General features: G+C 58.4%; 11 protein-coding genes. 1 reads left to right on the forward strand and 10 read right to left on the reverse strand.

Features of this window, described 5'->3' with window-relative positions; translation table 11 throughout:
- Window positions 1-9: 9 nt before the first annotated feature.
- The 5 genes from J5276_RS20525 to J5276_RS20545 all read right to left on the reverse strand — a co-directional run bounded on the left by J5276_RS20525 (window position 10) and on the right by J5276_RS20545 (window position 5,462).
- Window positions 10-894: a DMT family transporter gene (locus J5276_RS20525; protein WP_097170804.1), complete on the reverse strand. Its 885-nt coding sequence runs from the start codon at window positions 892-894 to the stop codon at window positions 10-12.
- Between the two features lie 264 nt (window positions 895-1,158).
- Window positions 1,159-2,151, reverse strand: a complete 993-nt coding sequence (iolG, locus tag J5276_RS20530) for an inositol 2-dehydrogenase (protein WP_112199397.1) — start codon at window positions 2,149-2,151, stop codon at window positions 1,159-1,161.
- Window positions 2,152-2,383: 232 nt separating this feature from the next.
- The gene (locus tag J5276_RS20535; protein WP_174012203.1) at window positions 2,384-3,634 is read right to left on the reverse strand and encodes an adenylate/guanylate cyclase domain-containing protein; all 1,251 of its coding nucleotides are present in this window, start codon (window positions 3,632-3,634) and stop codon (window positions 2,384-2,386) included.
- Between the two features lie 224 nt (window positions 3,635-3,858).
- A complete protein-coding gene (locus J5276_RS20540; RefSeq protein WP_004431634.1) occupies window positions 3,859-4,089 on the reverse strand; it encodes a helix-turn-helix domain-containing protein in 231 nt (76 codons plus the stop codon).
- A gap of 257 nt (window positions 4,090-4,346) precedes the next feature.
- Entirely contained in the window at window positions 4,347-5,462 is a 1,116-nt protein-coding gene (locus J5276_RS20545; protein WP_004431636.1) for an RHE_PE00001 family protein, read from the reverse strand.
- A 222-nt stretch (window positions 5,463-5,684) separates the two neighbouring features.
- On the opposite strand from J5276_RS20545, the gene J5276_RS20550 reads away from it, so the two are divergent.
- A complete protein-coding gene (locus J5276_RS20550; protein WP_004431639.1) occupies window positions 5,685-6,989 on the forward strand; it encodes an MFS transporter in 1,305 nt (434 codons plus the stop codon).
- A 62-nt stretch (window positions 6,990-7,051) separates the two neighbouring features.
- On the opposite strand, the gene J5276_RS20555 is transcribed toward J5276_RS20550, so the two are convergent.
- The 5 genes from J5276_RS20555 to J5276_RS20575 all read right to left on the reverse strand — a co-directional run bounded on the left by J5276_RS20555 (window position 7,052) and on the right by J5276_RS20575 (window position 12,423).
- Entirely contained in the window at window positions 7,052-8,389 is a 1,338-nt protein-coding gene (locus J5276_RS20555; RefSeq protein WP_035252629.1) for a HAMP domain-containing sensor histidine kinase, read from the reverse strand.
- 6 nt (window positions 8,390-8,395) lie between these two features.
- Window positions 8,396-9,049: a response regulator transcription factor gene (locus tag J5276_RS20560; protein WP_004431644.1), complete on the reverse strand. Its 654-nt coding sequence runs from the start codon at window positions 9,047-9,049 to the stop codon at window positions 8,396-8,398.
- 65 nt (window positions 9,050-9,114) lie between these two features.
- Complete coding sequence (locus J5276_RS20565; RefSeq protein WP_004431646.1) at window positions 9,115-10,782, reverse strand: phosphoethanolamine transferase; 1,668 nt, start codon at window positions 10,780-10,782, stop codon at window positions 9,115-9,117.
- 198 nt (window positions 10,783-10,980) lie between these two features.
- Window positions 10,981-11,244: a hypothetical protein gene (locus J5276_RS20570; RefSeq protein WP_003508451.1), complete on the reverse strand. Its 264-nt coding sequence runs from the start codon at window positions 11,242-11,244 to the stop codon at window positions 10,981-10,983.
- Window positions 11,245-11,508: 264 nt separating this feature from the next.
- On the reverse strand, window positions 11,509-12,423 hold the full coding sequence (locus J5276_RS20575) for a LysR family transcriptional regulator (RefSeq protein WP_004431656.1): 915 nt from the start codon (window positions 12,421-12,423) through the stop codon (window positions 11,509-11,511).
- Window positions 12,424-12,518 lie beyond the last annotated feature (95 nt).

Here is a 12,518-nt window from a genome sequence, read left to right on the forward strand (position 1 = left end):
GGAATGACGTCAGTCAGCCCGCCTGCGTTCCCTTCGGGCAACGGCATGTTCCCGCCAGATGGTGAAGAGACCGGCGGCGATCACGATTGCAGCACCCAGAACCATGTTGGATGTAACGACCTCGCCATAGATGGTGACGCCGATGATGGAGACGAGCACGAGCTGGTAATAGGAAAACGGCTGCACCGAGGCCGCATCCGCCAGCTCGAATGCCTTGATCAGGCAATAATGGCCGCTCATGCCGGTAATGCACAGCGCCAGCATCCAGCCCCAATCCTGGGGTGCGAGGCTAACCCAATAAAACGGACCCACTAGCGTCAGCGCTGCCGCACCGGCCACGCCGGTATAAAAGAAGCTCGTCATCGCTGAATCGCTCTTGCTGCCAAGGCGGGTCAGGACGCTGTAGAGCGCAAGCATGAAGGCGGCGATGAAAGTGATCAGCAGGCGGTTGTCGAACCCTTCGCCATCAGGTTTCAGAATGACGAGAACGCCGACGAAGCCGACAAAAATGGCGCACCAGCGCCGCCAGCCCACATGTTCGCCAAGCAACGGCACGGACAGTGCGGCGACGATCAGCGGCGCCGAAGCGAGGATGGAGTGGCTGTGCGCCAGCCCGACAACGGCGAAGGAGAAAATGGAAAAAACAATCTGCACGGCAAGAAGGACGCCGCGGCTGATCTGCAGCCACGGACGGTTTGCCATGACAGCGCCCCGAATGCCGCCAGAGGACCTTGCAGCCATCAACAAAACGAAGACGGCGAAGGCCCAGTATCGAAGCATTGCGACGAAGACGGGCGGATAAGAACTGCCAAGATGTTTGGATATGCCATCCTGCGCTGCAAAGATCGTGAATGCTATGAGCGCATAAAGATAACCGGTCTTGGGTGATGGCATAAATAAACCACTGTCCGGCTGTTGCCGGCAAAAAGAGGATTCGGCGTGAATAAGGTGAACAGCAGCCATATGGTCTGGCCGTATCTTGTCAGACAACCTTATTTTCCGAATAGCTGCCATGCAAGTCCGAAGACTGCCTCTGCCCGGTCAAGTTCACGGGTGGCGCCGATGCTGGCGAAAGCTCTGCGAATAGCTGTTTTCCTGTCCGCCATGCGTTAACGCACCGCGGACAGGATGTCGGTTACGGAGTGATTTCTGCGTCGATCAGCCGATCGTCACGGCCGCCTTAGAGGTGACGGATTTCAGCGCAGCGTCGGCCAGTTTCAATGCGATCAGCCCATCCTTGATGGAGGGTGACGGAGCTACATTGTTTTCGATGCAATCGATGAAAGCGGTAATTTCCGCCGCGTAGGCCGCCGTATAACGCGTCATGAAGAAATCATGCAGCGGCGGGCGGGTGTAGCCCTCAGCATTGGCGATCTCGATGGAGACCGGCCGCTGGTTCTCGGCCGCAGCCGAACCGAGCGAACCATGCACTTCGATACGCTGGTCGTACCCATAGGTCGCGCGTCGCGAATTCGAAATGCTGGCTTGCCTGCCGCTTTTCGTTGTCAGAATGATGCTGGCGCTATCGAAATCGCCGAGTGCACCGATCTCCGGATTGACGAGAACGGAACCGGTGGCGAATACGCTTTCCACTTCCTCGCCGAGCAGGAACCGCGCCATGTCGAAATCATGAATAGTCATGTCACGGAAAATGCCGCCGGAAACCTTGATATATTCGGCTGGCGGCGGGCCGGGATCGCGGCTGGTGATGGTCACCATTTCGACCTTGCCGATGCGGCCATCCTCGATTGCCTTGTGCACGGCCTGAAAATGCGGATCGAAACGCCGGTTGAAACCGAGCATCACCTTTGCACCGGTTTCCTCAACCACCTTGGCGCAGGCATCCGCACGGGCCACATCCAGATCGACGGGTTTTTCGCAGAAGATGGCCTTGCCGGCACGGGCGAAACGCTCGATCAGATCGGCATGGGTGTTGGTCGGCGTGCAGATGATGACGGCGTCGATCGTCTTGTCAGCCAGAACCTCGTCGATTGTGCTGACCTTGCACTGCGCTTCGCGGGCGATTGCTTCCGCAGCACCGGCAACGGCGTCCACAACGGCCACCAGCTTCGCACGGCTGTCGGTGGTGATCGCCTTGGCGTGGACCTTGCCGATCCGTCCAGCGCCGAGCAGTGCCAATTTCGTAACCATCTTTCCTCCGGTTCCTCACACCCGTCTCCCACTCCCGGAAAGACAGAATATGAACGCAAACAATGTTTCGATATGGAATATATGTTCTATTTTGCTAGATTGACATCGGAGGCGTGTCAAGCGTTTTGACGACGGGCAGGGCAGCCGAAATCATCTCTTCCGGAGGTTGCGCAGCACGGGTGAGCGCTGCGTTGAGAAAGCGTTGAAACGGGAACAAAGTCCTGACCGGCAGTCAGTCGACAGAGGGTGCGACGACCTCTTGTTGGGGAAGCGCATAAACCTCGACCGGGGTTTCAAGGCCGCGCAGGAGCCATGGGCCAAGGTTGTCCAGCTTGTCCTCATGTCCGGCCATACGGACGAATTCTTCGGAAAACAGGACGTTGCGGCCGGTTTCCTTGGTCAGGGTTTCAAGCCGTGATGCGATGTTTACGGCCGGACCGATGACGGTAAAATCGAGGCGGGTTTTCGAGCCGATATTGCCATACATGACATCGCCGACATGGACGCCGATGCCGTAACCCAGAGGGTCATGGCCTTTCTGGCAATTGATGTCGTTGAGGGCAACGAGACTTTTCTGTGCGCTGGCAATGGCTTTCAGCAGGTTTTCACAAGCCTGCGGATCGCTGAGCGGGAAAATCGCCAGCAGCCCATCGCCCATGAATTTCAGGATTTCACCACCGAATTCCTCGATCGGATCGCACATCGCGTCGAAATAACCGTTCAGCAATTCGATCACATCATCGCGCGGCCAGAGGTCGGAAATATGGGTGAAGTTGCGCAGGTCGCAGATCAGGATCGCCGCGCCGACCGTTATGCCGCTGCCGCGCGTCGTTGCACCATTGAGGATTTTTTCGCCCGCATGCGGCCCGACATAGGTCTCCAGCAGGGTGCGCGTCATGCGGTTTTTCAGGCGAATTTCGCTGACCAGCGCGAGCGCCGGTAGCAGGTTTTTCAACGCAAGGACTTCCGCTTCCAAAAAGCCACCGGGCCGATCGCTGGAAAAAGTGGCGACATGGCGCTTGCCGAACGTATGTTCGATCGGCCAGGCGAAGTAATCCGTCAGCCCGTCGGCGCGCAATTCCTCATAGATCGGATAAGCGGATGGCTCGATTTCGTCGCCGGTCAGGCGGTGGCGGATTTCGGTTGCGCCCTGATGGATGTCGTTGATGGGACTGTTCAGATATTCGGGCGAGCTCTCCGCCCCATAGCCATAGGTGGTGATCTCGGCCGACGATATGCCGGCCTTCCACAGGATGCGCGCGCCAAGCCATTGCGGGTGACGAATGCGGAAGGCAAGTGCGCCCCGCGCTATGGAAATTCCACTCTCGCGCAACCTGCTACACAGCTCGAAGAATATCTCATCGATAAAGCGCTCGTCCTTCGTGCCGGTGACGAGCCAGTCGAGAATTTCCGTTTTCTCCGTTGGCCACAATTCATCCAATGCTGAAGAAACCCGTTCTTCGGTGTTAAGGCTGAGTGTCATGGCAGGATTCCGGAAATTATTGGTGCTCTCGCGCAGGCGGGCCACATGGCGAACATGTCCCGTGCGGACATCATGTGGTGCCGGATAACGGAAATGTTAAGAGAGCGGAGCGGAAAATGTTCCGGAGAGACTTGTAGCGTTCAAACCGTTACGCGCGCCGCCCGGATGTTGCGTGAACATCGTCCCCGGCGGCGCTGAGATTTGGTTCGGATCGTTGTGAACGATCAGATAACGGTTTCGACTGGAATATGCAGGGCGGCGGCAACGCGCCTGATGCGCAGAGGATCGCTGTCTGAGCCGTCTTCCAGGGCGCGGATTTCATTGGCTGTCAGGCCGCAGGTGATGGCAAGCTGATCGACCGTATATCCGGCGAGATTGCGCGCCATCAGGACTTTTCGGGCGAAAGGAGCATCTGTTTCCTGATCGGAATCGAGTTGTGAGACTGAAATTGTCATTTTTTGCATCTCCCTCATGGTGGACACTTTAATGCGGATGGCAAAGAAAGGTTGCCGGAGCCGAATGCGACCGCGTTACCGGAGAAAAATCGTGTTGCAACGCAGCGAGAACATAGCCGCTTCATCCACCTACGCAATAGTTAAATTTTGTTAAGATTCGTGATCGCAGGATTCCTGCGGGATTCATCGCACGAACAAGGGGTTGAGAAAAATACTATTTTTCCAGGGTTTAGGCGGATGAAGACTGGCGGCTTGTGCTACAGCATGCCCCAGGCACGGAAGCGGCCGCGGCCCGTAACCTCCCTCAACTCCAGTTGATTGGCGAGCCCTATCGCGCCCTGCGGCGTGGTGCCGAGTTCCCTGACGATCATGGCCGCCGAAACCACCGGCCGGGAGACGACAAGCTCCACCAGGTCTGGAAGACGCGAAGACGAGCGTCGGCCGGCCAGCTTGCGCATCATGCGTTCTCTGGCGTGGGTCAGCCTGTCATGTTCCTTCATGCTGGCCAGTCCCGCCTCGTAAAAGCTGTCGAGAAGGGCGACTAGGCGTTGCGTCTGGTTTCTGGCGTGCCGGCGCTCGCGCGGGACGGCACGAAGACCAGCGCTGAGCGCCGGCAGGTGGTCGGGAGAGACAGCCCCGTCGCGCAGAAAAGCGGCGGCCATGAGCCTGCCGAGCCAGGGGCTGCGTTGCAGAACCTCGATCATATTCCAGGCATCCAGCAGGATCGCGGTGCGCAGGATTGGGGGCAGCTCCTCCGTCTGGCCAAGGACCTGCCGCCATTCCTTCAGCCTTTCCTCCTCGTCCCAATCGGGATCGTTGATCATCGGATGGGCCTCCTCCCGATGTGTCACCGGCGCAAGGGTGGTGCCGGCGGTGATCGCGTCCAAGGTCGCGGCGCTTCGCGCCAGAAGTGCGTCCAGCTCTGAAAAGGCCCCATCCAGCGGTGTCTCGCCGTCTGCATCAGACTCTTCGTTGCCGGAATGATCCACCGTTTCCGGGGTAAATGCCGTCGCGTCGGCGGCAATTCCCATTCTTCCGCGCAGACGGGAAAGGCCTGGTGCAGTGAAGGCCCAGCCTGGCGCGTTTGAAAAAATCAGCCGCCTTGAGCGGACGATCCGGTGCGCCGCCGTCATTTCATGGGTTGGCGCCCGCACATCCATATGGGCGTCATGCAGGACCAGATCTTCCATATGGACAAGTTCGCCATCCACCCACATGGAGGAAATCGCGTCGGTAAAGTCCTGCCTTTCGATGAAGCCGTGTTTCATCGGCGACCGGCTTATCCTCTCGTCCAGTCGTGCCAGCGCTTCACCCGCGCGCGCGGCGGGGATGAGAAGCTTTTCGATATAGATGTCCGATGTATCGTAAATCATTGATATTTTTTAGTTTGAGCACGGCCGGGTGACAAGGCGTATTAGAATGGTCCGGCGCGGAAGATGGCGAGTAGACGCTGCCATTGCCATGCTGCGATGCGGCGTAAACTTGCGCATTGCAATATGGCGGGTATATACCCCCTCCGAGAGCGACAAATTATCACACCTTCCGTTCGCCCTTCCACCTCCAGGCGAGATGAATTGGAGTTTACCGTGAATATTATGGCAAATGGTCCCGCTACGGCACCGGATCAGAAAACCCGTTTGAAATCCATTATCGGCGGATCGGCGGGCAACCTCGTCGAATGGTACGACTGGTACGTTTATTCGGCCTTCACCCTTTATTTCGCGCCGGTGTTTTTCCCTTCCGGAAACCAGACCGCTGAATTGCTGAGCGCGGCCGCCGTTTTTGCCGTCGGATTTCTGATGCGGCCCATCGGTGCGTGGTTCATGGGAACCTATGCCGACCGCAAGGGCCGCAAGGCCGGCCTGACCTTGTCCGTTACCTTGATGTGCCTCGGCTCGCTGTTGATCGCAATTACACCCGGCCACGAGACGATCGGCATTGCAGCGCCTGCCATTCTGGTGTTTGCCCGCCTGCTGCAGGGCATCAGTGTCGGCGGTGAATATGGCGCCAGCGCGACCTATCTCAGCGAAATGGCCGGCAAGAATCGTCGCGGCTTTTTCTCCAGTTTCCAGTATGTGACGCTGATTTCCGGCCAGCTTCTGGCGCTGGCGGTGTTGCTGGTTCTGCAACGGGTTCTGACACCCGAGCAGCTCGGCGCCTGGGGCTGGCGCATTCCCTTCTTCATCGGTGGCGTTCTTGCAATTGCGGTGTTTTACATCCGTCGCGGCCTTGCCGAGACGCAGTCCTTTGAAAATGCCAAGGCGGGCAACGCGGACAAGCCGAAATCGAGCGGATGGGCGCTTTTCAAGCACTACCCGCGGGAAGCGATGATGGTCATGGCGCTGACATCAGGCGGCACGCTCGCCTTTTACGCCTACACGACCTATCTGCAGAAATTCCTCGTCAATACCTCCGGCTTCAGCAAGGAAAGCGCGACCGAAATCACCACGGCAGCCCTCTTCGTCTTCATGCTGTGCCAGCCGATTGCCGGTGCACTGTCGGACAAGGTGGGTCGCAAGCCGCTGATGGTCGGCTTCGGCATTCTTGGAACGCTGTTCACCTATCTCATCTTCACGACGCTGGCGACGACAACCGACCCGATCATGGCTTTTGCTCTCGTTCTGGTCGGCCTGTTGATCGTCACCGGCTACACTTCCATCAATGCGGTGGTGAAGGCGGAAATGTTCCCCGCCCACATCCGGGCGCTCGGTGTGGCTCTGCCCTACGCGCTGGCGAACACGATTTTCGGGGGAACGGCAGAATTCGTAGCCTTGAAGTTCAAGCAGATCGGCCACGAAAACTGGTTCTTCTGGTACGTTACGATCATGATTGCGCTGTCGCTGGTGGTTTATGTGAAGATGCGCGATACGCGCGACCATAGCCATATTCACGAGGATTGAGCGGCCAAAATTATACCAGCGAAAGCCCCGCCCCCTGGCGGGGCTTTTTGTTTTCAGCGGATTCAGGCGTCTTCGACCGGAAGCACGATGCGGGCCTCAAAACCGTCCTGTCTGCCGGGTGCAGGGGAGGATAGCACGAGTTCGCCGCCAATCTGTTCCATCAGGCTTCTGACGATAGCGAGGCCAAGCCCGGTGCCATCAGCCTTGGACGGGCCTCGGACAAAGCGCGTCGTCAGTTTGGGAAGAAGCGCTTTGTCGATCGCCGCGCCGGAATTGACGACGCGGATCGTGCCGTTCTCTTCGGCCAGTATGTGCACCGGGCTTTCCGGCGGACTGTGGATCAGGGCGTTTTCGAGAAGGTTGCGGATGATGATGCCGAAGGCATCCGTGCCCAGCTTGCAGTTCAGGCCGCCTTCGCAGCGATTGGTGAAGCGGATGCGGGACGTGCCGATCGCCGTTCTGCTCATATCGTCGATGATGAGCTCGAGAATGGGGATGAGGTCGGTCGCCGTGTCTGTTACCCCGATCCTTGCTTCCGCGCGCGACATCTGCAGCAGTTTTTCGGCGAGATGGCCGAGATGCATCAGGGCTTTCTCGATATTTTCCACGCGCGGTGCAAGTTCAGGCGGAATATCGGCGTGCAGTCGCTGCGCCTGCGCCAGCGCGCCGGCAATCGGCGTGCGCAATTCATGGGCGCTGTTGGCGGTAAACTCCCTTTCCGCTTCGATTGTCGATCGCAGCCGCCTCAGCAGCAGATTGACCGAGCGGGCAATCGGGTGAAGTTCAGCCGGAAACGGCAGGGTTTCCAGCGGCGCGAGATTGCCGCCGTCTTTTTTCCCGATCTCGTCGCGCAAGGTCTGTATCGGTTGCAGGGTTTTGCGCACCACGAAGATAACGGCAAAGATGCTGGCGGGGATAAGAATGAGAACGGGCAGCAAAATTGCTGTGCCGGCTTCCTCGATTGCCTCACGCCGGTTGGCGAAGGCATCTGCGACCTGAAGGAAGTAATTCCCGTCCGGTGTCGCCACCGTGTAGATGCGCTGGGTCGCCGTTTCAGAAAAACCGGGGTCGAGAGAGACTTCGAAAGGTTCGGTCGAACTGTCATGCGAATGCAGGACGACCTGTCCTTCCCGGTCGCGAACCTGATAGGTCAGATATTCCGCCGCATGTGCAGACTGGTTGAGTTTTTGCGAGGCGGGGCCCGTGTTGTTTTCCCTGAGATCGTCCACCAGCAGTGGCAGCAGTCTTTCGGCTGTTTCCTCAACGCCAGCGTCGAAAATTTCAGCGAACTCGTCCTGCATCACCATGACGCCCAACCCGCAGGCGATAAACCAGGATATGGCGACAACGCTCGTCAGCGCCGTGACGAGCTTGCGGGTCATGCTGGTTGGTCTGGCCATTTCTGTCTACCTGATGGTGTAGCCGACGCCGCGCACGGTCTCGACGCGGTCATGGCCGATCTTCTTGCGCAGCCGGCTGATATAGACCTCGACCGTATTGCTTTCTATTTCCGCGCCGAATTCGTAGAGCGTGTCGTGCAGTTGAGATTTCGAGACGACCGCACCGGGATGCTCGACCAGCTTTTCCAGCACGGCCCATTCTCTGGCGCTGAGCGTTTGCGCTGTTCCGTCAACGACGATATTGCGCGCCACCTGGTTGATTTCGATGCCGGGCAGGCGAATGACGGGGGCGGAGCGCCCCTCGTACCGCCGCGAGACCGCCAGCATGCGTGCCGAAAGCTCGTTGAGATCGAAGGGCTTGACCAGATAGTCGTCCGCTCCGGCATTCAGTCCGGCAATCCGGTCGGACACCTGGTCGTGCGCCGTCAGAATGATCACCGGCGTCGAGTCATCGCGATTGCGCAGTGATTGCAAAAGGGTGATGCCATCGCCGTCCGGCAGCCGCATGTCGAGCAGGATGAGCCCGTAAGCCATGGTCAGCGTCGCCGCCGTGGCGTCGTCGAGCAACTTAAACCAGTCAACGGCGTGGCCTGCCGCGGCGACATGGTCTCGCAGCGCCTCTCCCAGCACATGATCGTCTTCAACAAGCAGAACCCGCAAGACAGCTCCTTTATCGCGTCGTCTTGCGTATCGCTTTCACGGGATAAGCGTCAAGCACTGTATGTTCAGCTATTCTGGCGCTGGGTGCAGCCGCCGAACACGTCCTGCGCGGAATCGTAGACGGAGGTGGAGACGTTCATCATTCCAAGGATACTGTGGAAATAATTGTCGTGCGAGCGCCCGCCCTTTGCTGCGCCTTTTGCAAGGCATGCGCGATCCAGCCCCATTGATTTGGCGAAATCATCATCGAACCAGACGAGAAACGGCACATGGGTCTGCTGGTCGGGTGCCAGCAGATAGGGTGCGCCGTGCAGATAGACGCCGTTCTCGCCAAGCGATTCACCATGGTCCGAGGCGTAGATCATCCCCGTTGCCAGCGTGTTGGAACGTGCCTTCAGCTTGTCGATCACGGTCGACAGGAAATGATCGGTGTAGAGAAGCGTGTTGTCATAGGAATTCACGATTTGCGCGTCCGTGCAATTGCCAAGCTCAGCGGTTCGACAGTCCGGGGTGAACTTCCGGAATTCGTCGGTGTAACGCAGATAGTAGGTCGGCCCATGGCTGCCCATCTGGTGCAACACGATGACACTGTCCTTCTTGACGTTATCGAGCCATGCGTCGAGCTTGTCGAAGAAGATATCGTCGCGGCATTCTCCGCCAGTGCAGAAGCGGGTGTCGTTGGTGGAAGGCAGGTCGAAAAAGGGAATGCGGTCGGCCACGTTCTTGCTGCCGGTGTTGTTGTCCAGCCAGGTTGCACCGACACCGGCATGGACAAGAACATCCATGACGTTCTCGTTGGCTAGCGCCTTGTTGTGGCTATACTCAGAACGCGGGAATTTCGAGAACATGCAGGGAATGGAAATCGCCGTCGCAGTGCCGCAGCTGGTTGTATTAGGGAAATAGATCACGTCGCGCTTTGCCAGTTCCGGGTTGGTGTCGCGCCCATAGCCGTTCAGGGAAAAGTTCGCAGCGCGCGCGGTCTCACCAGCCACGATGACGGTGATGCGTGGCTTGTGGATGCCACCCAGCGCCGGCAGGATTTTCGCATCCTTGCCGATCGGGCTCACCTGTATGTCAGCTTCCTTTTCCGCCTGCGTCAGATAGTGAATGGTGGATATGATCGGCGACAAGGGATTGACGCTTTTGACGATATCCTTGTGCTGGCGCACGGCGGTGGTGAATGTTTTGGAATTCGCAAAGCTGATGATGCCGGCAACGGTGAGGCAGATCAGGATGCTGACGGTGTTCCACAGCAACTTGTCGATGATCGGCCGATGCCGAACCCGGACGGCGGCGATGACGAGCGACGGCACCAGCCCATAGATCGTCAGATGCCAGAAAAGGCCAGGTGTCATCAGATTGCCCGCTTCCGCGCGCGTGGTCTCCACGGCGTTGCGGATCATGTCGCTGTCGATGATGATGCCGTAGCGGTCCATGAACCATGAAGCCGCCGCGGCCGCGAATATCAGCAAGATAAGAAACGGCTTGATGAGATATTTGGCGGAAAGAATGGTGATGAGCGCACCGAAAAGCGCCGCTATGGCGACATAAAGCGCGACGATGGCAACCGGATAGGCGGAAAGATAGGTGTGAACCTTCGACCAGAATGTCCGGTTCGTGAAAAACAGCAGATAGGCCGCCGTCAGCAGGCTGAGCGGCACGCTGCCGATCTCCGGACGATACGTTATTGTTCCCGTCGCTTTCGCGGTAAAAAGAGCCACTGCCAGATCCACCAGATTTCCGATAGGCCGGCGGCAACGAAAAAGGGGCGGGAACGCCGCTGTCCAAGCTGCCGCATGGGCCGATCAATGGCGGATGCTTCATTTTGCTGACATCAACCTGAAAGCTTGTCATGAAAGTGTCACACTCCTTGGTGGGCTTCTGGCGAGGGCTGCGTTTCAGATCGAGGAGATCAGCCGGCGATGGAGCGCTCAATTGAGCCCCAGAATGCCTGTGGCGGTGGTGCGGGTTGCAAATATGCGGGTGGCCCTGACCGGCAGCAGGCTGCCTGCGGGCAGGTTCTGGAAGGTCACCGTCGCGCCGGAAAGCAGGGTCAGGCAGAGATGACCACCATTGCCCACATAGATGGCGCGCGTGGGGGAAGGAAGCGGGTTCGTATCATCAGGAACAACCTCGAAAGCATGGGATGCCGGGGATTCGAGGCCTGCGGCGTGGTGTTCGTAAGTCTCAGCCATTGCTGTCTCCCGTAAATCGAAATCTGCCGCGATTATACGGTGCGCCGCGGCTGCGGGGAAAAGCGGGAACAGAAAATATCCGGACGGGATTTAGGCCTTGCTTCCGGTTTGCCGAAAAGAGCGCCATTCTTTCCGTAATCTCATGTGGTTGCGTCGCTTGGCCTGTTGCCACCGATGCCGCGGAAACGGACGATGACGGGTTTTTCGTCCACGGGATCGGCAGCCGGGTCGTGGATATTCAGCGCATGGGCGGGTGCGGTCGCGTCAATTGCGGGTATGGAGAATGAAGGCCCTGACGGCGGGAGAGGCTTCCGTTTTCCGGTGGGCGATGGCGAGGTCGGAAGTCGTGGCGCTTGCTGCAAGCGGCACGTAGCGCACGCCGGGCAACCGCAGACAATCGAGCGAGCGCGGCACCAGCGCCACACCGAGGCCGATCGCCACCATGCTGGTAATGGTGGTGTAATCCCGGCCTTCCGGGCTTATCGTTGGCTGGAACCCGGCCTCGTTGCAGGCTTCTATCGTATTGTAATGAAAGCCGACATCCGGCGGCTGCCGCGGTGTGATGAAGGTCTCGTCGGCAAGGTTCTTGAGGTCGACCTGCAGCGCAAAGGCCAGGGGATGGTTTTCAGGAAGTGCGGCCACCAGCGGTTCGCGCAGAACCACATGGGTTGTGACACCTTCCGGAACGGGCGCAGGCGGGCGGATGAAGGCAAAATCCAGATTTCCGTCGGCGATCTTGGCGAGTTGCAGCCGCATCTCCATCTCGATCAGTTGCAGTTCCACATCGGGATGAGAGGCGCGGAAACTGGCGATGGACTGGATCATCAGGCCGGAATAGGCGGCCGAAGCGACATAACCGATGGAGATGCGGCCCGTCTCGCCGCGATCGACGCGTTTAAGCGCCGCAAGTGTCGCCTCGGCATTGGCGAGAATTTTGCGGGCATCCTCATAAAGAAGCTGGCCAGGCGTGGTGAGCTTCACCGATCGCCGTGTCCGGTCAAGCAACGGCATGCCGACGATCTGCTCGAGCGCCATGATCTGCTGGCTCAAACCCGGCTGGGCAATGCCGAGGCGGGCGGCGGCGCGCTCGAAATTGCGCTCATCCACCAGCGTGGTGAAATAGCGCAGGTGCCGCAGCTCGAACGCGTCCGCCCGGTTTGCCGGTTTCCTGCCCATCATCACTGCCTTTCCTGACGGATTTGAATAATTCCAAGCTATTATCCGTAAGAATTTTCATAATCAGTAGTTCTGAAAAAATCCAGTTTCACTTATTG

Source organism: Agrobacterium sp. S7/73 (assembly GCF_019355535.1).
Lineage (GTDB): Bacteria > Pseudomonadota > Alphaproteobacteria > Rhizobiales > Rhizobiaceae > Agrobacterium > Agrobacterium tumefaciens.